Here is a 25,156-nt window from a genome sequence, read left to right as displayed (position 1 = left end):
TATTATTCCGAACGGAGGGTTTTGACGGGGTTGGCGAGGGCGGCTTTGATGGCCTGTGTGCTTACCGTGAATAATGCGATCAGCACAGCGCCCACTCCTGCTGCTGCAAATATCCACCAGCCTATTGTGATCCTGTATTGATATGTCTGCAGCCAATCGTGCATCATCCACCATGCTACCGGGAATGCCACCAGGCAAGCTATCGCTACTAATTGAAGGAAATCTTTTGATAGCAACCCCACCAGACCGCTCACGCTTGCGCCCAATACTTTGCGAATCCCTACTTCCTTGATTCTGCGCTCGGCCGTATAGGCAGCCAATCCAAAAAGTCCCAGGCAGGATATAATGATCGCTAATGCAGCGAATACGCCTGAAGCTTTCCCAATCAGGGCTTCGTTTTGGAATTTATCATTGAATTGCTCGTCTACAAACCTGTATTCGAAGGGATAGGCAGGGTTGTGTTTTTTCATCACTGCTGCTATTGTAGCTATTGCCTGTTCCGGATTGCTTTGTGGTTTTGGGCGTACGTATAGCAGGTTGGCTTTTTCAGGTGCGTTGAAAAATATTACTGGTCCTGGCTTTCCGTACATATCTCCATACACATAATCGTTTACCACTCCTATCACTGTCAGGCTCGTGTATTTTCCATCTTCATTGCCGCGTGGTGATTCGATGATGTTTCCTATCGCACTTTCTTTGCTGATGATCTTCGCCATCGACTGGTTGATGACAATGGTATTATTACCTGCTGCTGTGTTTGCATCTAAGTCCCTACCTTCTATAATCTTCATTCCTGTTGTAGCAAAATAATCGTTGCTAATACCTCTGTGTGCAATGGATATTTCCTGATCGGGTGTTTTGCCCTCCCACCAGAAGCGGCTGTCTGTATTTCCTCCACCCATAATCGTCCGGTCGATCATGGCTACATTTTCTATGAGGCCTGATTGCAAGAGGTCTTGTTTTATCAAAGGGAATATGGCCGCGATATTGTGTTGCATATCAACCTGCACCAGGTTGTCTTTGTTGAAACCGAGGTCTCTGTTCTTGATGTGTTGTAATTGCTGGTATACGATGATGGTGCTGATGATAAATACCACCGACACGGCAAACTGCAGCACCACCAATCCTTTTCTGATCCATACTGCACTGCCTGCTTTGAGTTTTAAGCCTTTCAATACAGCTACCGGCCTGAACGACGATAAATACAGTGCCGGATAACTTCCTGCCACCAACCCACAAATAAGGACAATGGCAAGCAGGGCTATTATATGTATGGGCTCACTGAGCTGCATGGACAGGCTTTTCTGCATGAGCACGTTGTAGCCGGGCAATGAGATCATGACTATGATGATGGCTACAGCAGCGGCCAGCACCGTCATGAGTAATGCTTCGCCGATGAATTGCGCTATCAACTTTCCCTTTTCAGCGCCCAGCACCTTGCGTACGCCCACTTCTTTTGCACGCTTCTGGCTACCGGCTATTGCAAGGTTCATAAAGTTGATGCAGGCGATGAGCAGAATGATCCAGGCGATGATGGTCAGCATGCGCACTTGTTTGATACGCCCACCTCCTGTTTGCTTGCCGTCTTCAAACTCACTGTACAAGCGCCAGTCGGACATGGGGAACAGGAATGCTTCGCTTTGCTGGCTGGCTTCTTTGTCGTGTATAAAGCTTTTTAGTTGTTGATTGACTATTGTCTCGCTGGCGTTGGGGTCCAGTTCTATATAGGTGTATGGGCCGTAGCTGTCCCAACTGAGGGCAGCCTGATCTTGTTGTATATCGAACTCATAGGGCGCCAGCCATTCGAATTTCAAGGTGGCATTTTCCGGCAAGTCTTTTAATACGCCCGTTACTACAAAGTCCTGTTGGTTATCTAAGCGTACTGTTCTTCCTATTACATTTTTTTCTTCTCCAAAGAACTTCTTTGCTGTTGCTGCTGTGATCACCACCGAATGTAATTGTGCAAAGGCGTTGCTGGCACTTCCCTGTTCAAAGGGCAGGGTGAACATTTTGAATATTTCGGGGTCGGCATATCGGCCTGTGGCATAGAGTGACTTGTCATCAAAGCTGAAGAGTGCTTTTTGTGGTTCGTCGGACACGCGGGCGGTATTGGCTATTCCGGGTATCTCACTTTTCAACGCGGCTGCCATGGGGCGTGGCGTTGACCCCATTGTAAAGATGCGGCCGTCGAATTTTTTGTTGATGTTGAGTCTATAGAGGTTATTCTTTTTTATATGTACTGTGTTGTAGTTCACTTCATCTTCTACCCACAGGAAGATGAGTGCGGCGCAGGCTATGCCGATAGCCAGTCCCAGGATATTGAGGGTGTTGTAGGTTTTGTTTTTGCGCAGGCTGCGGAAGGCGGCTTTAAGGTTCGTGAGCATGTTGCAGGTTGAATTGGTTGGTGACTGAGGGAAAGACACGGTCTGAAATGAAATGTTGCATGAAAAAGCCCGCCGGATATGTATCGCCGGCAGGCTTTGTTCTTAACCCTACTTTGAAAACAACCTTCTTCTTAATTCCTTCCGCGGGTTCTATCCAGTTCTATTCGTGCTGACAGGTATTCGAATACCGATTCCAGGTAATTCAATTGTGCTGTTGTGAGTGCCAGTTCCGCGTCTGTCAATTCCAGTCTTGAAGCTACTCCTTTGGAATAGCGGTATTGTATGATATCGTAGCTCAGCTTTGCTGTTTCCTGCACCTGTACTTGTGTTTTCATTCTTTCGAATGTTTCATTCAGGTTGGCTATTACTTGTGCTACTTCTGTTTTGAGTTGCTCGTGTGCGTCAGTTATCCGTACTGCCGCCTGGTCTTTATTGATCTTTGCCTGGCTGATGCGGGCCTGGTTCTTATAGCCAGTAAATAAAGGCAGTGTTACCTGTGCGCCGGCAAATGAAGCGCTGGGCCAGTATGCGTCAAAGAAGTTGGCGCCTTTGGCCTGGCTTTGCACCTGGTATTGACCGATCGCCGATACTACCGGTAAGCGTTGTGCTTTTGCCGATAAGATCTGCTGTTCGCTGATCTGCTGGTTGATAGCCAGCAATTGCAAGTCCGGGCGTTGGGCTTTTGCCTCTTCATATAATGCTTCCTTCGTAGGTATCTGCTCCTCTTTTGTCAAGGTGAGCGAATCAGTGAGCTGGAGATCCTGCAAGGAATCTATTCCAATAAGGGTAACCAACTGCTGCTTGCCTACCTGCAGGGCATAGTTCAACTTCAGGATATCGGGTTGCAGGTTCTTCACGGACGTATATGCCCGTAATGTATCTACCCGCAATCCTCTACCTTGCGCCAACAGCGAGCGGGCATCCTGCAGGGCTTTTTCATTGCGCTGCAGGCTTTCATATTGGAGTTGTAGTCTTTCATTCAATACCAACATACCAAGGTATACGCGCTTTACGGCAGCAGCCACATCTATCTCATTGTACTTCTGGTTGGTGCGGCGTGCATACTGGTTCAGTTGTGCTTCGCGCAGTGCCGGCTTTGCCGATGGATTGTAGAGTGGGTACGCCACTGATAATGTAGCTGCAAACTGATCTCTTCCTCCTATGCGGGAGTAAGGGACTTTATCGCCCCCACCATTATTACCAAACCCGAAGAAGGCAGGCATTACGAAGTAGTGGAGGTACTGACCGCCAATGCTGGCTGTGGGCAGGGAAAGACTGCGGGCCACGCGTATTTCTTCTGCTGCTTTATCTATATCCAGGCTCGATATTTTCAATGCCCGGTTGTTTTTGATGGCCATCGATACAGCATCGGGCAAGGTCAATGATAATGACTGTGCGATGCTGCGTACGCCGGGCAGGAGAAAGCCTGCCGATATAATGAGGGCGTACATTATTTTTTTCTTATTGCTCATATTGATGCATTTGGATTCACTATAACTGGTGCAGGGACTGGTGCTATACCGTGTGGTATAGCGTCCTCTCCCCCTGTTGTCTTTTTAGCGGGCCTCGAGAAATATGAATACACAGATGGTATTACATAGAGCGTAAGGATGCCCGCGAAAATCAGTCCGCCCACTACCACGATCCCCAATGAGGTACGGCTTCCGGATGAAGTGCCGAGTGACAGTGCGATGGGGAGTGTACCAAAGATCATGGCCAGGGTGGTCATGAGGATCGGACGGAAGCGTGATGTAGCTGCTGAGACTACCGCATCTCTTACTTTCAATCCTTCGTGTTTGCGCTGGTTGGCAAACTCCACGATGAGGATACCGTTCTTCGTGATCAACCCGATCAGCATGATGATACCGATCTGGCTAAAGATGTTGATCGACTCGCTCGTGAGCCACAGGCTCAACAATGCTCCGGTTACCGCCATCGGTACTGTGAGGAGGATAATGAATGGGTCTATCAAGCTCTCGAACTGTGCGGCCAATACCAGGTAGATGAGCACGATGGCAAAGATGAATGCGAAGATCAGGCTGGAACTACTTTCTGCATAATCACGGCTTTGTCCTGCCAACTGTGTTCTAAATCCTTTGGGCAACACTTCTGCTGTGATCTTATCCAACTCTTTGATCGCTTCTCCAAGGCTCACGCCTGGCGCTGGTGTGGCGCCAATCGTAACGCTGTATGATTGGTTGTACCGATAGATGGCGGGTGGACTGATACCTTCTTTAAGGGTAACCAGGTTGTCGAGTGACACCATTTCATTGCTGGCTGATTTCAAGAATAGCGAGCGCAGGTTTTCCGGTGTCGATCTTTCAACACGGTCCAACTGCCCGATCACTTCATATTGTCTGTCATTGTAGATAAAGTATCCATAACGGCGTCCGCTCAATGCCAGCTGGAGTGTACGTCCTATCTCCTGTGTTGAGATGCCCAATTGTGCAGCTCTTTGCCTATCAATAGAGATACTGATCTCGGGCCTGTTCACTTTAAAGTCCGGGTTCTGGAATGCCAGCTTAGGGCTTGTAAACACCGCTCCCATTAGTTTCGGCATCACTGCTATGAGGCTATCCAATGAAGGGGCCTGCACCACATATTCCACCGGTTGCGATGTTGAGAATCCTCCGATCGTAGGTATTTGGATCGGGATCAGGATCACGTTGCGGAATTTTGCGGATGCCACTACCAGCTTTTCGTAGATCTGCTGTTGTGTCATTTTGCTTTTCCGCTTTTGTGGATCTTCGAGGAATATCCATTGAAAGCCTCCATTCACCGGCTGCACCAATGTTCCTACTGAGGCTGCAATGCCGGCGTAGGTCGTATTGTTGTTGAGGTCGGGGATGGAATCTGCTACATAGGCCGTGATCTCTTTCATGGTTTCTTCCATGCTCTCGTAGGATGTTCCTTCCGGCGCAATGACAGCGAGACCCACCATCGATCTATCTTCCAAGGGGGCCAATTCTGAAGGCAGTTTCGGCGCCAGGAAGTAAGCGATACCAAATGACAGCAGCAGTAATACAATTCCTAACCAACGGAATCGCATGAATGCTTTTAAGGAACGCTCGTAGCCGTTGTTCAATTTCACGAACCAGGGTTCTGTTTTGCGGTAGAGCCAACCGTGTGTAGCTCCGGGCTTAAGCAGGTAGGCGCTCATCATTGGTGACAGTGTCAAGGCCACGAATGCGGAGATCAATACCGATCCGGCTACTACAATCGCGAACTCTTTAAACAATCTACCTGTGATACCACCCAGGAACAGGATCGGCAGGAACACGGCCGCCAGCGTAACGGTTGTCGAGATCACCGCAAAGTAAATTTCATTGGAGCCTTTCCGTGCTGCTTCCAATGGTTTCATGCCTTCTTCCACCTTACTGTAGATATTCTCCAGGACCACAATCGCATCATCTACCACCAGCCCAATGGCCAGTACCATACCCAACAGGGTAAGTACATTGATGGAGAAATCACCCAGGTACATGATGAAGAAGGCTGATATAATGGATACTGGTATTGCCACCAGCGGGATGAGCGTACTGCGCCAGTCGCGCAGGAAGATGAAGATGATCAACGTTACCAGACCAAATGCCAGCAACAATGTTTCTTCTACTTCGGAGAGTGAGTTGCGCACCGGCACTGTAAAGTCTTTTCCCAATGTGATGTTGTAATCTTTGGGTGCTGACTTTACAATGTCATCAAAGCGTGTTTTAAATTCTTCCACTATCGCCAGTGAGTTGGCACCGCGCTGGGGCTGCACGCCTGTTCCCACCCCGTATTGTGCTTGTTTTCCTTCTGCCACGATCATCGCTGTGCGCTCGTTCTGAGACGACATGATGGCTGTACCGATGTCCCTAAAGCGAACGATGGCACCATCTTTCTGGCTAATGATCATGTTGTTGAAATCTTCTTCTGTTACAAGGCGTCCTTGTGTACGCAGCGTTACTTCGGTGTTCTGTCCTTCAATGCGCCCGCTGGGCAAGTCAACGTTCTCTCGCTGCAGGGCTGCCTGGATATCGTTGGGGGTAAGACCATAGGCTGCCAGCTTCACCGGGTCCATGCGTAAGCGCATCGCTCTTTTGCGGCCTGCGTAGGTATCTACCAGACGCACTCCGGGAATGGATTGCAGTCTTTCTTTGATGTTGATGTTTACAAAGTCGGTAATGTCTTCGAGGCTCCTCGTGTCGCTTTGTACGGTGAGGAACACCAGGAAGTCGGCCGGTCCTGATTTTTCCACGATTGTGGGTTCAATATCTGTTGGCAGCTGCTGACGCGACTTGGATACTTTATCGCGCACGTCGTTGGCTGCTGCTTCCAAATCTGCATTGAGGTTAAACTCAACGGTGATGATGCTCACCTGTTCGCGGGAAACGGATGACATGGCGCGTATTCCGTTCGCTTCGGCCACCGCTTCTTCGAGCGGCTTCGTGACCTGCGAGGCTATAATATCCGCACTGGCACCGGGATACACTGTTGTAACCGTGACAATGGGTGAATCTGTAACCGGGTATTCACGGGTACCGAGGAAGGTATATCCTACGATACCGAAAAGTATTAGTAGTACTGACATCACTCCGGCCAATACGGGCCTGGAGATGCTCATTTGTGAAATGGCACTCATACAAATGTTGTATTAATTAGAATAAATTCTGAGACGGATGACTGCAGGGGTTCCTGCTTATTTAACTTTTACCAATGCTACATCCGCTCCGGGTGAAAGGCGCAGCAGGTTGCTCGTAATCACTGTGTCGCCCTGGTTGAGCCCGCTGATGATCTGCACTTCCTGTGTTCCGCGCTGCCCGATAACAACCGGTGTTATCGCTACTTTATTTCCTTTGGCTACGTATACTGCGTATCCCTGTGGTGAAGGCATCAGTGCCTGACTGGGCACTTTAAAGGCATTGTTGGTCGTGTGCAGTGCGAGGCTGAGCCGTGCGCTCTGTCCTGATACCAGCTTTGTCTGTGGGTTGTTGCCGATGGCTTCTACCAGCAGCGTACGTGTCTGCTCATTCATCTTCGATTCTTTGGCTACTACTGTGGCAAAATAGGAGGCGGTATCTGACTGCACAGTAAAGCGTTGTGCTTTACCTATTGTTACCAGGTTGGCGTATTTTTCCGGTACTGCAAATTCTACCTTGATTCGGGTATCATCTACTATGTTGGTGAGCACTGTATTGGGTGATACCAACGCGCCGGGATATACGCGCACAATACCTATGCGACCGTTGAAGGGGGCGCGTATGCGTGTCTTATCAATGGTAACTGCCAACTGGCGAATTTCTGCTTTCAATACATTCAGGTTGGTAATCGCCTGATCGTAGTCCTGCTGAATAGCGGCATCATGGGCTATCAGGTCTTTCATGCGCGCTTCATTGAGTGCTGCCAGTTTTTCCTGCTGGCGAAGGCGTTCAAGCTGCGCCTGCAGATCGGCATCGTCAAGCTGGAAGAGGAGGGCGCCTGCATTTACGTAGTTGCCTTCTTTTACGTGTACCTGTACCACTTTGCGCAGCAACTCGCTGGCGATCGTTACTTCCTGGTTGGCAACCAGTGTTCCGGTGATCTCTATTTCTTCGCTTACTGTAGTAGGCTGTACGATATAGCCATCGGCGGGTACGCCGGGATTGGCTGGTGCTGCCGCTGCTATGGCAGCTTTTGGTTCGTTGGCCTGGGTTTCACAGGCCTGGATGAAGATCAGCACAGGCAGCAACAATAGTAATAGCTTGTAGGCCTGGTTCTTGAATAATTGTGGACTCATATATCTGGTGTTTAATTGATACATTCAAATATTTCGATGTATTAGGGCATAGAACTCCATCCCGCTAATTACTTCGGCGAATGGTGACAAGCTTTTCGGTGGAAACGGACTGCAAACTTATAGAAACATCGAAATACTTCGATATGTTCGGCCAAAAAAAATTTGTTATGCCTTTAGTGCCTGCAGGAAGTTAACATACTGATCGATCATTTTGTTGTTGAGCTCGTACTTCATATTTCTCCCTTCCTTGGTGGGGATGATCAATTCGGCATCGGTCAACAACTTGAGGTGATGTGAAATGGAGGGTTGTGTAAGGTCCACAAACTCATATACATCTGTACAATACAAGCAATTCTTGTTTTTCCGGAGTTCTTTGAGGATCAGGAGCCTGTTGGGGTCGGCCAGGGCTTTGGAGATCTTTTCTACTTTTTTTGCGTCCATAAAATATCTTTTAATCGTTCTGCCTTTTGCAAGGCACTCACGCAGAAAGTTTTATGGTTCGAAATGAAAACATGTCTATTATAACAGGTATTTGGCAAGATTTGTTGCCGATTGCAAAATTAGGTGTTTAAACAATAAGGTGCTGCTTTTTTTGTAGCCACAAGGCATTGAGGCAGCAAGGCAACGAGAAGGCACCAGAAGGGCTGAATGCTTAATTTCCGGTAAGCAGTGCTCAAGTGGGATACTTTAATAAGGTCAAACGGTGATCAAAGGGCTCAGGGTTTAATAAAGTTTGGAGTTGACAAGAGGAATGTGCAATGTTTAATTTTTAATGGCCAATGTTGAACAGGATGGTTTAGGATGGAGCATAAAAAAAAGCCACCCTTTTGGGGTGGCTCGCCTGTGTGAATTGATACCCTATTGAATGATGACCCTGCTTATACCAATCAGTTTGTATAATTTTTTGTGCTACGGTTTAAACAATTAAAAATTGTTTTCATGGCTATACCCTTGTTGGGCTTGTTGCCTTGTTCAGGGATATTGAATATAATACTACCCACTTAATCGATGCATCTCATCCTCTTCTTATTCCTTTTACTAAGTATCGATAAACAGTATACGAATATCTGTTGCGTGCAGATTTGTATTTCTAAAAATATTTTTTAGTTTTTATTTGTCGAGTTTTTTACTGTAATAATCTATTAAGTAGTTCTACGCAAGCCTTTCTACAACAAGGTTTCAAGCGTTCTAATATTTCCCGCTATGGGACAACTTTTAATTATAAAATTGTCTCTCGTCAATAATTTTCGCTGCTCGCCACTGTTAGCAATTAAAAGAAAATAAAAATGACAAAAAATCTGACTTTCATTTAGTACGTTAATTCAGTTTACTTGTTACATATATAGGAAGGCGATGGTAAGAGAAAATACTTATAGATCGCCACTACGTACCGATAGAAAAAACACGATTAAAACCATAAACCATGCAAACTGAAAAACCAATTCCCGACTTCACGCAAGATGAATAAGATCTACCTACACATTTTAGTATACACGTTGCATTTATAAGGTACACTCCTGGGTAATGCTTTTGATGGGGGCAAGAATTTTGCAGCATCATTTACACCACATGTATTTAAGGTCCCCCCAAGTTGCTCTCTCTCCGAGAGAGTGTGCCGTATTTTATAATCACTCAAAACCAGTTATGAATTTAAAGTTACCAACCAAGAACTATAGTATTCCGTTGCCAGCGATGGACTGTGTGCAGGACTTTGAGCAGTTTGCCCGGGCCTTGAATGGGGAAGTGATCGGTAAAGACATTGTGCAACTAAGTGGCGGATTTGCGAAGGGGATGGTGAAGAAGCGGCAGGTTCAACCGGGTTGTTGTCTGCGGGCGTGCAATCTTGTGTTCAATCATCCTGTCGAGTTGCAAAAATGTAGCGAAGATCCGGACAGCAAGCGCTTTACTATTGTATATGTATTGACCCCTGGCAGTTGCCGGTTGAAAAGTATAGCAGGTCATGAGCAGTTCAGCCAGATCGAAACGCGTAATACGCTGATGGTGGCTAATGATGTAGCGCTTAAGTTCGACATTGCGCCTCACCGGGCTGTTCAAGTGATCGAGATCAGCGCGACTTCGTTTTGGCTGGCGCAGCAGTTTCAACGGGCTGGGCTACCATTGGATAATTTTCTGGACAGGGTTAATGAGAAAGGTAATCCGCTCATTCTGAACTGTACGTGCCCACCTTCGGTCATCAACCGGGTGAATATGCTTTTTGATCACCTGATGGGTGTCGAGGAGGATTACGCTGATGCTGACCAGTTAGCGACCTCATTGATCCTTGACTTTCTGCATAAAATGCTCAATAGTCAAATACCCCGGGTTGCCGGAAGCCAGGATGCACATTTTTTGAAGGTGATGGAAGCCGAGGCTATCCTGCAAGCTCATCTGCAGCGTAATCTGCCCAATGTTTGTGCTATAGCGCAGCAGGTATCGCTCAGTGAATCGACGTTGAAGCGTCATTTTAAAATCATCTTTGGTAAAAGTTTGTATGAATATTACCTGGAGAAGAAAATGAATCTTGCGAAGGTTATGTTGCTTGAGAAGCCGTTGACTGTATATCAGGCAGCATCTATGTTGGGTTATGAGAAGGTGAGTAATTTTATTGGCATCTTCAAGAAGCATCATGGTTATTCGCCGGGCAGTATGAAGAAGAAAGGTTTTATGAATCAGTAATAGCACAATTGTGTAGAATGATTCACAATCAGTACGAATTCCCATTTTTGGGGCAAACAGTGGTTAACAGTGTAATTTGTTAACATACTAACAAGGGCAGCTAAGTGAATTTTAATTTCTGCAGCCACTAATATTTGAAAAAAAATTCTAACTTAGTATCCTCATCAGCAGTAGCATAGGTTATTATTCCTGACTTCTCACAATTGGTTAAAGACTCTCTGAAAGTTGCTCCAGGCAAGGATTACATGCCATCACTCAAAGCCTTATAATTTTATTCCCGTGTTGTAGTAACGGGATTGCTATTTCTTATTGTGAAATCAATTGAAAAACCACAAATAAGAAAGAGTCAAGTGTCACATCCAGGCATGAAGAATGTTGCGTGCCCTACCTGGTTAAATGGCGCATCTCTTTCCAGTTGATCGCTTACCGGCCACTCCTGCTTAGTAATAGGGAGGAGTGGTTTTATGTTCTTAAGGAATCAATCCGGATTACCGGTTTATGCTCAAACAGCGACTCTCCACTGCTGCAAGGCATGCAAACCGGTGATCCGGATTTTGTTCTTTATCCTCCTGATTTACGTGCGTATATACCTTTTTAATTCCATTTTAATGCGATATTTATAGCAGGAAACCCTTAGATGGCCATTATTTACTGATTTTTGCCAGCATAATCATCTACTTACGCTATGGAAGAAGTTAAAATCTTATTGGTAGAGGATGAGAAGAAGATCGCTGAGGCCCTCAAGAAAGGATTAATGGAGCAACAGTATCACGTGGAAGTAGCCTATGATGGGTTGATCGGGAAGAAAATGGTGGAGACTTATACGTTCGATCTGGTCATCCTCGACATCAATCTACCGGGTATGAATGGCTATGAGCTTTGCAAGGAGATCCGTAAACGTGATGAGCGCATTCCGGTTGTGATGCTCACGGCATTAAGCGCCACGGAAGACAAAATCGAAGGGTTTGATGCGGGCGCTGATGATTATATCGTGAAGCCTTTCGACTTTAAGGAATTGCTGGTACGTATCCGGGCGTTGCTGAAACGTATCTATCAAAACGTTCCTACCGGTAATATGTTAAAGGTGGCTGATCTTGTAATGAACCTGGACAGCAAAGAGGTGATGCGTGCCGACAAAACTATTTCGCTTACCGCCAAAGAGTTTCAGTTGCTTGAATTTTTAGTGCGTAATAAGAACCGGGTCGTTTCGCGTGCCGATATTGCGCTGAATGTATGGGATATCGATTTCGATACTAAAACGAATGTGATCGACGTGTACGTTAATTTCCTGCGCAAGAAGCTGGATAAAGATTTCGATACCAAACTGATCCATACACAAGTGGGGATGGGCTATATTTTAAAAGAGCAAGCATAGGTGAAGATCAAATTTAAAATAACTGCTCTTTTCACGTTGCTTGTAACGGCTATCTTGTTGCTTCTTAGTTTTTCCATTTATTATTTTACTTCGCTGGAAAGGCTCGAAAGTTTTAAGAAACGGTTAAAGGGCCGTGCCAACAACAACGCTCAGTTATATACTTATTTCGGCGACAGCAGTACGGCGATGTTGCGTCGTATCGATTCAGGCTCCACCAATACGCTTGTCGATAAGAGTGTAATTATTTTCAATTATCTCAATCAGCCGGTGTACGAGTTCAACGCCCAAGGAGTGAAAACTCCCGAAGTGCCTTTGGCGATGCTGGAAAAGGCCCGCCTGAATGGCGAGACTTATTTCCACATCGAAAAGCGGGATGCGCTTGCTTTCCATCATACTGATTCTGTAAACCGCATTGTGGTGGTCGTAGCGTCGTATGATACTGATGGCTGGAACCGTCTCTGGCAATTGCAAAAGCTATTGCTGACAAGTTTGCTGATCGGCATTGCCGCGGCGGCCATCGTAGGATACTTGTTTTCCCGTCAACTGCTCATGCCTATTTCCCAGATCATCCGCGAGGTGAATGATATTTCTTCTCAGAACCTGTCGCACCGCATCGAGGCTGGCAGCGGACAGGATGAGCTACACCAATTGGCTAATACGTTCAATGAGTTGCTGAATCGCCTGCAGGAGTCTTTTATGATCCAGCGGCGGTTTATCTCCAATGCTTCTCATGAGCTTTCTACACCGCTTACTTCTATCTCCAGTCAATTGGAGGTAACACTGCAGAAGGACCGGAATACTGCTGAATATCAACAGGTGTTATCTTCTATTTACGAGGATGTGCAACAAATGCGGCAGCTTACCAAGAGCCTGCTGGAGATTGCCAAGACCGGCTCGCAGGGCACTATCGAGCTGAACGAGGTGCGAATCGATGAGGTGTTGTTCAAGGTGATGAGTGATGTACGGAAGATCAGTCCTACGTACCAGGTGGAGCTGCAGTTTGGCGAGTTTCCTGAGGATGAAAAGAAGTTCCTCGTTTTTGGTAATAATGATCTTCTGTATAGTTCTATCAAGAACCTTGTTGAGAATGGTTGTAAATATTCGCCTGATCATTCTACCTGGGTTGATCTTTCTTTTGCAGATGACCAGGTTATTGTAGAGGTGAGGAATCATGGTAATGTAATCGCTGCAGAGGAGATGGACCATATATTCCAGCCTTTTTACCGTACCGATAATACGACCCAGATCAAGGGTTTTGGACTTGGTCTTGCCCTGGCCAAGCGGATCATCAGTATTCACCGGGGCAACATCAACGTTCAATCGGACGAAAGCGCCGGCACTGTTTTCACTATCCAATTACCTTCTATCAAGGCTTTCTCTGCTCACCTCAATGCGCTTAATTAATTGCCTTTTAATGCTTGTTTAATTGGTGTTTAACGGCAATAAAGCATATTTGGCGTTGTATTATCAAGGTATGAACAGACAATTATTCTTTCGCTGGTTTCCCTTACTGTGTCTCATCCTGGTCGTTGCTGCCGGGATCAGTCTGGGGCAAAAGAATTCAAAGCTTGTCACCAGGAACCAATCTTTGGTATTACAGAATGATTCTATTCTGGCGGTGAACCTCCGGCTTTCAAAGGAGGTATCAAAGCTGCAATCTTTACTGGATAGTATCCGGTTAAAAAACAGCTCTGCCGGCAGTTTACGTATACGCAACTAATTGACGATTCCGGCCCGATTTTTATAGGTAATCGTATTGTTAATCCGTACTCTATTTATTGGGTTCTCTCCTGATTGATGTTGCCCCATAAATTACCCGTTTGCGATAACCATTTTTTAATAAAAAAGTCTTTCTGAATTTCCCCAACACTTCGTACCTTTTAGGACGTAAAAAAGGAACTATTTCTCCCTTGCCTGGCTTAGTTATTTAGTAGTATCACCGATTGCCCGCCTTCCTTGTTTTATCAGCCCGTTTTAATCAACCCCACGTCCCTACCTTATGAAAGCGTGTGCCGATACCCGTGGCATCCAACATCATTCCTGTCACACTCAAAAAAGGAGAAGCTATGAAACCGCATCAATCACCTTACATTAACAAGCGGAAGAAGACGATCGAATTCCACATTCACAACAGTTGTGCTGGTAATATTGCGCTTGCCGGCACGTTTAATCACTGGGCGCAGGATGAATTGAAAATGCAGCCTTCCAAGAAAGGTAATGGTATGTGGCTGATCGAGATCCCTATGCTGCCCAGCGGGAAGTATCACTACAAGTTTTTTATTGACGGGCGTATGTGGATGGAAGACATTGAAAACCAGCTGAGGGAGCCCGATGGCGTTTGCGGCTGGAACAGTGTGCTCACTGTGTAGCTCTGTGTTACTTGCTTATCGAATTAAAGGTGTAAAGAGGCTCTCTTTACACCTTTTTTATTTTCAGTCGATCTTAAGCTTCACCATATATTTTATACAGCGGTGCGCGCAGGGGATCGCCTTTATCGGAGCAGATGAATTCCAAGAGGTCGGCAATCTGTGCCGGGCTTACCCATTTGCTGAAGTCTGCCTTGGGCATATCCTTCCTATTTACGGGTGTATCGATCGTGCTGGGGGCTATGACCGACACTACCACGTTTGTGCCCTTGGCGGCTTCATTAAGGAGGTCAGCAAGCTTAATAAGGAGTGATTTACTAAGGGCATAGGCGATCATGTTCTTTCCTGCTTCGGGTTGCAGGGCCGGCCTTGCTCCTACCAACACGATACGCCCATAGCCATTTTCCATCATGTGTTGAAAGAGGGGGCGGGTCAGGTAGTAGGCTGTTTCAAAGTTTTTAGAGAACATCTTGCGGAGGGCTTCTCCGTCGGTGGCTGCAATGTCGCCCATAGCAAACCCTCCGGCCAGCAGTAATGCTCCGTCGATTTTTTTGTAGAGGCTAATGGCTTCTTTGACAAAGGTGTCGCTTTCTGATTCGGAAGCAAGTTCTACAGCATGGAGCTCAAACTGTGGGTGGTTATTGGCAAAGCCCAGGCGGCTGCCGGAATGGTCTACTGCTACTACTTTATAGTTTTCATCGAGGAATTTCTTTACAACGGCTGTTCCCAGGCCTCCATTGGCGCCGGTGATTAGTATCGTTTTGGGCATGGTAGTAATTGTATTGACAAATTTATAAAAAAACCGGCGTGGATACGCCGGTTATAACCAACATGGACTCGGTTGATCCTTTATAACACAAAATTCCAATTATGTATATCTGTTTCTTTGCCTGTGCGCATGGCTTCGAGTTTGTCTCTGAGCCGGAACATAACTGCCTGGGACGTATAATCGGGTAAATGATAGTCGACGCCGTTGATATGGATCGTTCCGATAGGTGCTACGATGGCAGCCGTGCCTGCTCCAAAGGCTTCGGTAATTGTATGGTGACGGAATGCCTTTTCCAATTCTTCGATGCTCACAGGACGGGTCTCTACCGGAACTCCCAGATCGCCGGCAATGGTGAGCAGTGAATCGCGGGTGACACCATCAAGGATAGAATCGCTCAGTGGTGGTGTTACCAGTTTGCCATCTATGACAAACATGGCGTTCATCATTCCTGATTCTTCAATGTATTTGTTCTCCTTGCTGTCTGTCCACAGTACCTGATCATAACCCGCTTCTTTGGCTTTTTGAGTGGGATAGTATGCTCCTCCATAGTTACCACCGCACTTGGCAGCACCGGTACCACCTCTGGCAGCCCGTACGTATTCCGTTTCCACCTTCACACGTAATGGCTTCTGAAAGGCTCCTGCTACAGGACCCGTGAAGATGACGAATTTGTATTCGTCGGATACCTTGACACCGAATTTCGCTTCGCTGGCGTAGGCAAAAGGCCTGATGTAGAGGGCTGTTCCGGGTGCTGACGGTACCCACTCTTTATCGAGTGTTATCAGCTGGCGCAACCCTTCTATAAATATTTCTTCGGGCACAGTGGCCATGCACATGCGATCGAGTGACCTGTTTAAACGTTCGTAGTGTTTATGGATGCGGAAGATGTTGATGCGCCCATCTTCGAGGCGGAAGGCTTTCATGCCTTCGAACACTGTTTGTCCATAATGCAGGGCCAGTATGGTGGGTGACAGTGTGAGATCTCCAAAGGGAACGATCTCCGGTGTTTTCCATGTTCCGTTGGCATAGTCGCATACCAGCATGTGGTCGGCGACATATTTGCCAAATTCGAGGTGGCTGAAGTCTACTTCCTGTATCCTGGAATGTTTGATTGGCCGTATGGCAACTGTTTGTGTGAGTTCCATGTTGATCTTTTTTATTAATGGCTATACTTTCCCTTTTGCGTTTTATGCGGTCAGCTCTTTTCCTATGCGGAGGGTGGCTTCTACCAATATATCAAAATCCTCCATCCTGCTGCGGTAATTGGTAATGGCTGCACGGATGGCATATTTTCCGTTGAGCAGGGTGTAGGAAGGTGCTGCAATACCTTGTTCCTGTAAACGCATCAGTATTTCTTTGTTGATGTTGTTCAGCTCTTCTTCTGTATGTGTGCCGGTATTAAACCGGAAGCATACGATGTTGAGTGTCACCTCTGCCAGCAGCTCCAGTTCCTGTTCTGTTTGTACTAGTCCTGCGAGGTATTGCGCCTGTCGCAGGTTCTTGCGGATCATGTATTGGTATTTCTGTATGCCGTGTTCTTTTATCGACATCCATACTTTCAATGCTTTAAAGCCGCGCGACAGCTCCATTCCGTAATTGCTGTATGGGTCGGGGCCGCCTGATAATCCTCGTTCATGCTGCACCAGGTAGTTGACTGCCGAAGCAAATGCTTCCCGGTGGATGGCTGTGTCGCGGATGAGCACACAGGCTACTTCATAGTTTACATATAACCATTTGTGGAAGTCGAAGGAAAGGCTGTCGGCGAGCTCTACTCCTTTTAAGCGTTCCTCAAACTCAGGTAATATTTTGGGTATGGCGCCAAAGGCTCCATCGATGTGAAACCACATGCCTTCTTCTTTTGCGATGGCCGCCAGCTCTTCCAGTGGATCGATAGCGCCTGTGTTTACCGTACCTGCATTGCCTACGATGCAAAAGGGCAGGTGGCCCGCTGCGCGGTCTTCCTGTATCATTTGTCTGAGCAGGTCGACGCGTACACGGTATTGTTCATCTACCGGTATTTTGCGAAAGTTGTCGCTTCCAATGCCTATTACTTCCACTCCTTTTATTACGCAGTTGTGTGTTTCGGCCGAACCGTACATCATCATCTGCGCAGGCACCGCCTGTAGTCCCTTCTTGCGAATGGTTTTATTGAAATGATTCCTGGCTACTACGAGGGCAGTAATATTGGCCAGGGAAGCGCCGCTCACCAATATACCACTGGCTTCCTGTGGAAATCCCATCATTTCTTTTGACCATTCTATTACCTGCTTTTCTACATACATCGGCATGTGATCGCCAATGCTCACATTGCTGTTCATGCCTGCCGCCAGCATATCGGCTAACATGCCTAATGGCGTGCCGCCTCCCTGTACCCATGACCAGAAGCGCGGGTGTGCATTTTCTGTATTGTAGGGCAGTATCTGTGTGAAGAAGTGCTCGTATACTTCTGTTGCATCCTGCGGAAACTGTGGCAGGGGGTGTTGCATGCTGCTGAGCGCAAACTTCGTTGGCTTCTTCCAGGCTAGTCGTTGCCGTGATGTTTGCAGATAATCAAACATATCATCTACCATCCGATGTCCCAGCTCTTTCATGGCTTCCCAGTCTGATGGGTCTAATGTTTCTTCTTCCAATATCTCCGGTGCTCTTTTCATACGAAACATGTTTTAGTTTAATTGTTACGTGCAAATTGTGAAAGGGGGTTGTGTGTAGCAACCTGATTCTTGCACTTTGCTTTTGTTACACAAATTTCCTTAGATATTGTGATTAAAAACAGATTCAGTTTTGTGAATTTGGAGTAGATCAGTTGGGGGATAGGTTGAAAGGTTAACAGGTTGAAAAGTTGATAGAGGGACGTTTGTTTCGAGGGGAGATTAGTCTGGCCGCTGGAGCGGCCTGACTAATAAAAAAGGAGCCAGCCTTACGGGGCTGACTCCTTAACGTTTAAACTTCGAAAGGCGTAGGGATCAAAGCTAATATAGCCTGTTGTGTTACGGCACAACGGGTTATGTTTTTCTTACTGCAATGTAATGGTATACGATTGCGGTGATGTTGTTTCTAAATACCCGTAGGTCCGATCGTTTTTGGGGGTCGCCGGTTTTGCTGCTACGTCGGCGTTTTTGTCTTCCCTGGCTACTGTAAATCCCATGGTGGCGATCACGCACAACAGGATGGCTATCTTTTTCATGCAAAGGTGTTGGCTGGTTAATGCAACTTTGATACGGCACAAATGTGCGCCGATTCAGCCGCCCGGGCAATGGCTGCATGCGCGAACTGTTGTTTCGGACGGATGAAATGGCGGAAAAGCGTGCCTGGGGTCAAATAGAGCGTAGCCCCTCTGGGGCACGATAGCCTTGTTTGATGTTTTTCTACAAAGCTTTAGTCCCTACGGGACAAAAACGCACAAGCGGAACAGACTTTTAAGAGGAACAAGTGGCTGAAAAATAAAGCAAAGCCCCGCTTTGGACGGGGCTGGCTTTATAGGGAATGAAATATGTAATGTGCTTAGCTGACGGTTTCTGTGCGGGTATCATGGTAAATACGGTCGATGGCATCGCGGTATTTTTCCATGATCACTTTGCGCTTGAGGCTTAGTTTGGGGGTCATTTCTCCGGTTTCTATGCTCCACTCGTTGGGGAGCAGTTCAAACTTCTTGATCTGCTCTACATGGTTGAAGTATTTGTTGAAGTTCTCTACCAAGTCTTTATACATGCGTATCACTGCTGGATCGTGTACCAATTCTGCGGTATTCGTAGTTTTGATACCCTGCTGGCGTGCCCAGTCTTTCAGGTTGCTAACGGATGGTACGATCAGGGCTCCTACGAATTTCTTTTCGGCGCCTATTACCATTACCTGTTCCACGAAGGGCGATTCTTTGAGTTTATTTTCAATCGGCAGCGGGGCTACATATTTTCCGCCACTCGTTTTGAACATCTCTTTTTTACGATCGGTGATCTTCAGGAACTTGTTCTCGACCAACATACCGATATCGCCTGTGTGGTACCAACCATCGGTAATGGATTCCTGTGTGAGATCGGGGCGCTTGTAGTAACCCATCATCACATTGGGTCCTTTGCAAAGTATTTCTCCGTCTTCTGCGATCTTCACTTCGATGTGGTCTATGAGTGGCCCTACTGTTCCAAACTTCCTGCCTTCCTGCTGGTAGCGGTTTACGCTGATGACCGGTGAAGTTTCTGTCAACCCGTATCCTTCCATGATGGGGATACCAGCGGCTGTAAAAATGCGTATCAATCTCACCTGACAGGCGGCCCCACCGGTTACTATGCAGAGCAGGTTATTACCAAGCGCTTCGCGCCATTTGCTAAAGATGAGTTTATTGGCAAGGGCCAATTGCATTTTGTAACCGAAGCCCATGTTTTTATCTATCTCGAAGCGAGTGGCGAGGTCATGTGCCCAGAAGAAGAGTTTCTTTTTGATGCCTGTCAGTTCCGCTCCTTTCGACATGATGCGGTCGTACACTTTTTCCAGCAAGCGTGGCACTGTTGTGAACATCGTTGGCTTCACTTCTTTGAGGTTGTCGCCGATGGTCTCCAGGCTTTCTGCATAGTAAATAGCTGTGCCCTTGAACAGGTATACATAGCTAACCATTCGTTCGAACACGTGGTTCAAGGGAAGGAAGCTAAGTGCTCTCATCTTATTGTCCTCACCGGGAGGGAAACAGGGTATAGAGTCCATTACATTGCTCAACAGGTTTCTGTGTGAAAGCATGACTCCTTTGGGCTTGCCTGTGGTTCCTGATGTGTAGATGATGGTGGCCAGGTCCTCGTATTTGACCGATGCTGCAATGGTGCGCACTTTTTCTGCCGCCTGTTCGTTGGCCAGTGCCATTATTTCTTTCCAATGTTTAGCACCGGCTACCTGTTCGAACGTGTAGATATCTTTTAAGGAGGGTACCTGCTCTTTTATGCTTTGTACTTTATGGAACAGGTCTTCGTCGTTCACGAATATCATCTTTACCTCAGCATCCTGTAGTATAAATTCAAGCTCACTGATGCTGATGGTAGGATATACCGGTGTAAGAATAGCGCCCACTTGTTGTACTGCCATATCCAGCATCAACCATTCGGGGCGGTTCTTGCTGATGATGGCTATTTTATCGCGGCCTTCGGCTGTCATATCGCCGGCACCGACGCCGAGGTTGAGCAAGCCTGCACTTAGTTTATCGACTATTTCTTTTACCTGTTGTGTGCTATAGGTTCGCCATTGGCCGTTTTCCTTGCCGGCAAACATATCGGGCAAGGGTGTGCGGTCGAGGTGGTATTGTATGCAATCAAAAAGTCGCCTGGGCTCTGTCATAACAATCGTTGTTTACGTGTATAATTCAGGGGCTCTCGTTATTACAACATCTGGTCTCTCCCTGTTGTTGTTTTTCCCTGGCTATCAGCCATCAAATTACCAAATATGTGGTAATAAAAAAAGCTCCCGCCATAGGGGAGCTTTATCAATATGTTAATGCGTGTAATCAGTTATTTAGAAGCTGTTTGGTAGTATTGGCCGGTGGGTTGTTTGTATACCCGGTTGTGTTGGAAGGTGTTGAACTGGTTGTATTCTTCCGCGTGTGTTTTGGTCCAGGTTTCATAGGCGGGCAGGTTGCCTGCTGTGCCAAATACCCACTGGTTGTATGCTTCGAACATTCCGGATTTCAGCAGTTGTTGCTGGTATTCGTATAAACGGAATGGGAGTTTTTTAGCATATTTTTCAAACCAGGTTACTACGAATTTGGTCCTGATGGCAGACAGGGTTTCCGGTGTAATGCCATTGGCTGCGGCGTAGGCCGATTGGGTCTTCATTATATCCAGCCATGTTTTTACAAACTCGTTCTTGTTGTCCTGGTTTTTGGAGATATCTCCTTCGGTGAAGAGCTTTTTGTAGGAATCGAGCATTATTTGCTTGATCTCTGGTGTACGTTTTGAATAGCTTTCGAGGTTCAGGAAGATCTCACCGTATATCAATGCCCAAACTTTATCTTTTGTAAAAAAGTAATATTTGGAGGCGTTGTAGTAGTTGCCTGAGTGGTTAGGATCGACTTCTATTCCTTTTTCCCATTGTTTTAACGCATCGCTATAGCTCTTTTTGCTCCAGAGCATTTCTCCGTATTCGCTGTAAAGCACGCCGCTGTTGGGGAATTTTTTCAGGCCTGCTTTGTACATCTTTTCGGCATCTTTTGCTTCTTCGATGGCTTTGTAGACCATGCCCAATATCTGAAAGCTTTGCACGTCAGCATCCTGCAATTCAGGGAATGGTTTTGCCACTTCCAGTGCGCGCACGTAGTCGCGATTGAGGTAGTAGGTAAAGGCAAGGTCTTTCTTCAACTCAAGGTTGGTGTTCTCTTTCTCCAATGCACGGTTGAGCACCATGATCGCGTTGGGATAATCGCCCTGACGGGTAAATGCCCGGGCTTTTTCCTGCGAGGCTTTCCAATCCTGATCCTGGGCTATTGTGGTTCCTATCGATAAGCTCAGGATAGTAGCAACAAACAATTGTTTCATAGTGGCCAAAGATAGCGAAAACGGAAGAGTACTGGTAATTCATCATTTTGGAGGACAAGCAGGCAACGGCCGTCTTTAACGGGTATTTCTTTGATGTCCCTGATCACTCCGCTCAGCTCAAGGCCGGATTGTTTATTTGACAGGTCGGTGAACTCTCCTTTGCCCTTGTTCAGTAATACGTGCCCAAAGGAGGCGTCCATGCGGGCAAACTGGGGCAGGAAGGCAAAGCAATTTCCTCCCATTACCAGGTCGGTAAGGCCGTCTTTGTTGATATCGGTACAAAGTATGCTGTTGATGCAGGAGAGTTGTGTTGTTGTGGGCAGTTTTCTGATGGTGAATTTTCCGTTGCCCTCATTGATTGCAATACAGGAGGCTGCATTGTTGATGGTTTTTACCATGCTTTTCTCCAACAGTTCGGCAGGGAAAAGGTCCTGTATTGTCTTTTTGGCAAAGTCTTCATGTTTCAATGTAAGCTTTTTCACTGAGGGTAGCTGATCGGTGAGGTCACGCTTCATGAACACTGTTACATCTTTTCCATTTACCGTGCGTGTCATGATCTTATCTGTTATTCCATTGCCATCAAAATCGTTGATCCATATTTTCTGCGGGGTTTCCTGTGTAGGTTTCAGGTAAAAGTTCTCGCCCATATTGCCGAGGATGAAATCCTGATCGCCATCGTTGTCTATATCGGCAGCGGCTATTGACTGCCAGCATCCGTATTGCTGACCGAGGTTGGTTTTTACTTCTGTAAAGTGGTCTTGCTGCCAGGTGAAGATGCGCGGGGTCATCCATTCGCCTGCAATGATCAGTTCCGGTTTTTGATCGCCTGTAATGTCGGCCAGTGTTGCTCCGGTTATCAACCCTATCGTAGCAAGGTCAGGATTCTTCGCTTTGGTGATATCGGTAAACTTACCGCTTCCATCGTTGAGCAACAAGTAGCTCTGTGGTGAGGTGCCATAGTTGCCGGGGATGCTACGGCTGCCTACAAAAAGATCGAGATCGCCATCGCTATCAAAATCGTTTGCCAATACAACTGCTGTGTTGCCATCATTGGCGGGCAGGGCATCGATGTGGATGGTGAAGTTGCCTTTGCCATCATTGAAGTAGAGCCTGTTCTGCATTTCGCGGCTGCCTATGGGATGGCTGTTGCCGCCTGATCCTACAAATAGATCGAGGTCTCCATCTTTATCGGCATCAAAGAATAGCGCTGTTACGTCCTCGAAGTTGACAAACTGATCGAAGGTCTTTTCCGGCTTTTTTACAAAGCCGTTGTTTGTTTGCAGGTATAGTTGCCCGGATGTTCCGGCAGCTCCGCAGATGTACACATCGATCAGGCCATCACCGTTCACATCGCCGCAAGCGGCTTTGGGACCTTCGCGGGAAAGCATCATAGGCACGTTGCGCTCGTAATAAAAGTCTACGTAATCATCTTCGGTGTGTTTGTCGAAGTTATTGCTGATTACTTCCAATAGTGGTTGTACCGGTGCGGGCATAAGCTCTGGCGCTATATTGCCACCATTAGGCTGCTGAATGACGTACATTGAATCACTGGCCAGCTTGTCGTAGTGGGTATAAGTACGGTCGGGCCAAATGATCGTCATTGAATCTATCGGCTTGTTACCTAACCCGATGATGGCTTTGTAGTCGATGGATGACTGGAAGCCCCGGGCGGGAATTACTTCGCGTGTCATCACCTGGCCTCCCTGGTAGACCTTGATGGTGCTACCGATGGCGAAGGTGTTGCTTCCTTTTCCTTTGAGGTTGATGCCTATGTAATGGTTGCCCGTGGTTTCGCGGCTGTTATTGCGGTAGATGAATGCTTTTTCGTTGACGTTGTTAACGATCATATCCAGGTCGCCGTCGTTGTCGAGATCGCCATAGGCTGCGCCATTGGAGAAGGATGGCTTGGTGATGCCCCAGGAAGGGCCCATGTCTGCAAATTGCAGGTTGCCCATGTTCTTAAAGGCTTTATTGGCAATGGGGCGTGAGGGCATTTTGGAAATGATCTCATCGATCTGTTCTTTTTTTCCGGTGAGGGCCATCTTGCGTACGACCTCATTGGCAAAGAAATCTATGAAGTCCTGATCGGTGACGTCGCGGTAGATGCCATTGCATACATAGATATCTGAAAGGCCGTCATTGTCTGCATCGAATATCAGTGCGCCCCAGCTCCAATCGGAAGCCGCTACTCCACTGTAATGGGATGTTTCGAGGAAGCGGCCGTTTTTGTTGTTTACCTGTAGTGCGTTCTGCATGTACTGGTGATAGAAGCCTTTTTTGATGGTGAGGCGGTTCACATCAATCGACTCAAAAGATGCCGTTGTTTTTAAGCGATACTCTTCATCGGGCAGCATATCTGTGGTGAAGATATCGGGATACCCGTCGTTATTGATATCAGCCATGTCGGCCCCCATTGATGACAGGCTGATGTGCTGCGTCCATTTCTCCAGTTCTTCTTTGAAGGTGCCATTCTGTTGATTGATGTAGAGGTAATCGCGTTCAAAGAAGTCGTTGGAAATGTAGATGTCGGGATAGTGATCGTTGTTGACGTCTCCTACCGTGACGCCGAGGCCAAAGCCAATGAGGCTACCGAATATACCTGCCTGCTCACTTACGTCTGTAAACCTGCCGTTGTCGTTCCTCAGCAGCCTGTCACCGCCGCCTTTGAGGAAGTCGGCCACCGGCCAATCTTTTGCACGCATATCGCGGTTATTGGCATAGTTCAGTGTGTTGACTGGTATGAAGCTATTGTTGAGTACGTAGAGATCGAGATCTCCATCGAGGTCATAGTCAAAAAAAGAGGCGTGGGTTGTATAATCGTTTTCGGTTAATCCATAGGCTGCTGCTGAATCGGCAAAGCCAAGGTTGTGGTTATTGATGAATAGTTCATCGTGCTGGTCTACTTCTTTCTGGTAGCCCGCGTTGCATACGTATATATCGAGCCAGCCATCGTTGTTCACGTCGGCCATGACTACGCCTGTGCTCCATTTCTTTTTGTTGGTGAAGCCTGCTTTTTCGGAGATGTCTTCAAACTGCCAGTTGCCTTTGTTGAGGTATAGTTTGTTGCCGCCTGTGTTGGCAGTAAAGAATACATCGCTCAGGCCATCGTTGTTGATATCGCCGATGGCTACGCCGCCGCCATTGTAGAAGTTGCGATAGGAGAAGATGTTGAAGTCGGAGTTATCCTCAACGATATTGGCAAAGTCAATGCCCGTGTGTTCCATCTGTTCAAACAAAGTGGGTGGAGAGTCCTTTTGTTTGCAGGCAAGGAACGGACTTATTGCAAGTAGCAGGCAGGCAAAGGTGTTGCGATTTCTCATAAAAA

17 protein-coding genes are annotated in these 25,156 nt (G+C 46.9%); 5 read left to right on the top strand and 12 right to left on the bottom strand.

Translation table 11 applies throughout. The annotated features are described in order from the left end of the window. Positions 1–2 precede the first annotated feature (2 nt). From AC5JBY_RS06035 to AC5JBY_RS06015, 5 genes are all read right to left on the bottom strand, one after another. Positions 3–2,384, bottom strand: a complete 2,382-nt coding sequence (locus AC5JBY_RS06035; protein ID WP_495903663.1) for an ABC transporter permease — start codon at positions 2,382–2,384, stop codon at positions 3–5. A gap of 131 nt (positions 2,385–2,515) precedes the next feature. Next, positions 2,516–3,856: a TolC family protein gene (locus tag AC5JBY_RS06030; protein WP_495903662.1), complete on the bottom strand. Its 1,341-nt coding sequence runs from the start codon at positions 3,854–3,856 to the stop codon at positions 2,516–2,518. Beyond that, complete coding sequence (locus AC5JBY_RS06025) at positions 3,853–7,005, bottom strand: efflux RND transporter permease subunit (protein WP_495903661.1); 3,153 nt, start codon at positions 7,003–7,005, stop codon at positions 3,853–3,855. Before AC5JBY_RS06025 ends, AC5JBY_RS06030 begins: the two co-directional genes overlap by 4 nt. A gap of 57 nt (positions 7,006–7,062) precedes the next feature. Beyond that, positions 7,063–8,139 carry an efflux RND transporter periplasmic adaptor subunit gene (locus AC5JBY_RS06020; protein ID WP_495903660.1) on the bottom strand — a complete coding sequence of 359 codons (1,077 nt, stop codon included), beginning with the start codon at positions 8,137–8,139 and terminating at the stop codon, positions 7,063–7,065. Positions 8,140–8,304: 165 nt separating this feature from the next. Beyond that, the gene (locus AC5JBY_RS06015) at positions 8,305–8,580 is read right to left on the bottom strand and encodes an ArsR/SmtB family transcription factor (protein WP_495903659.1); all 276 of its coding nucleotides are present in this window, start codon (positions 8,578–8,580) and stop codon (positions 8,305–8,307) included. Between the two features lie 1,203 nt (positions 8,581–9,783). On the opposite strand from AC5JBY_RS06015, the gene AC5JBY_RS06010 reads away from it, so the two are divergent. The 5 genes from AC5JBY_RS06010 (at position 9,784) to AC5JBY_RS05990 (ending at position 14,559) form a co-directional block, all read left to right on the top strand. After that, positions 9,784–10,815 (top strand): helix-turn-helix domain-containing protein, encoded by a 1,032-nt coding sequence (locus tag AC5JBY_RS06010; RefSeq protein ID WP_495903658.1) that lies wholly within the window; start codon positions 9,784–9,786, stop codon positions 10,813–10,815. A gap of 685 nt (positions 10,816–11,500) precedes the next feature. Continuing rightward, positions 11,501–12,190 carry a response regulator transcription factor gene (locus tag AC5JBY_RS06005; protein WP_495903657.1) on the top strand — a complete coding sequence of 230 codons (690 nt, stop codon included), beginning with the start codon at positions 11,501–11,503 and terminating at the stop codon, positions 12,188–12,190. Next, entirely contained in the window at positions 12,191–13,594 is a 1,404-nt protein-coding gene (locus AC5JBY_RS06000) for a HAMP domain-containing sensor histidine kinase (RefSeq protein ID WP_495903656.1), read from the top strand. A gap of 70 nt (positions 13,595–13,664) precedes the next feature. Further along, positions 13,665–13,910 (top strand): hypothetical protein, encoded by a 246-nt coding sequence (locus tag AC5JBY_RS05995; RefSeq protein ID WP_495903655.1) that lies wholly within the window; start codon positions 13,665–13,667, stop codon positions 13,908–13,910. Positions 13,911–14,256: 346 nt separating this feature from the next. Continuing rightward, positions 14,257–14,559: an early set domain-containing protein gene (locus AC5JBY_RS05990; RefSeq protein WP_495903654.1), complete on the top strand. Its 303-nt coding sequence runs from the start codon at positions 14,257–14,259 to the stop codon at positions 14,557–14,559. A 73-nt stretch (positions 14,560–14,632) separates the two neighbouring features. Here AC5JBY_RS05990 and AC5JBY_RS05985 read toward each other — a convergent pair whose 3' ends face one another. From AC5JBY_RS05985 to AC5JBY_RS05955, 7 genes are all read right to left on the bottom strand, one after another. Further along, positions 14,633–15,325 carry an SDR family NAD(P)-dependent oxidoreductase gene (locus AC5JBY_RS05985; RefSeq protein ID WP_495903653.1) on the bottom strand — a complete coding sequence of 231 codons (693 nt, stop codon included), beginning with the start codon at positions 15,323–15,325 and terminating at the stop codon, positions 14,633–14,635. A gap of 80 nt (positions 15,326–15,405) precedes the next feature. Next, the gene (locus AC5JBY_RS05980) at positions 15,406–16,470 is read right to left on the bottom strand and encodes a branched-chain amino acid aminotransferase (RefSeq protein WP_495903652.1); all 1,065 of its coding nucleotides are present in this window, start codon (positions 16,468–16,470) and stop codon (positions 15,406–15,408) included. A 42-nt stretch (positions 16,471–16,512) separates the two neighbouring features. Next, on the bottom strand, positions 16,513–17,976 hold the full coding sequence (locus AC5JBY_RS05975; protein WP_495903651.1) for a pyridoxal phosphate-dependent decarboxylase family protein: 1,464 nt from the start codon (positions 17,974–17,976) through the stop codon (positions 16,513–16,515). Between the two features lie 362 nt (positions 17,977–18,338). Further along, a complete protein-coding gene (locus tag AC5JBY_RS05970; RefSeq protein WP_495903650.1) occupies positions 18,339–18,509 on the bottom strand; it encodes a hypothetical protein in 171 nt (56 codons plus the stop codon). Between the two features lie 317 nt (positions 18,510–18,826). Next, positions 18,827–20,638, bottom strand: coding sequence for an AMP-dependent synthetase/ligase (locus AC5JBY_RS05965; protein WP_495903649.1), 1,812 nt, complete (start codon positions 20,636–20,638; stop codon positions 18,827–18,829). 170 nt (positions 20,639–20,808) lie between these two features. Continuing rightward, complete coding sequence (locus tag AC5JBY_RS05960; protein WP_495903648.1) at positions 20,809–21,831, bottom strand: tetratricopeptide repeat protein; 1,023 nt, start codon at positions 21,829–21,831, stop codon at positions 20,809–20,811. Further along, complete coding sequence (locus AC5JBY_RS05955) at positions 21,828–25,151, bottom strand: VCBS repeat-containing protein (RefSeq protein WP_495903647.1); 3,324 nt, start codon at positions 25,149–25,151, stop codon at positions 21,828–21,830. Before AC5JBY_RS05955 ends, AC5JBY_RS05960 begins: the two co-directional genes overlap by 4 nt. Between the last annotated feature and the right edge of the window lie 5 nt (positions 25,152–25,156).

It is taken from the genome of Paraflavitalea sp., assembly GCF_059502485.1.
Note: the sequence above shows the minus strand (reverse complement) of the source record. Positions and strands in the feature narration are given on the sequence as shown.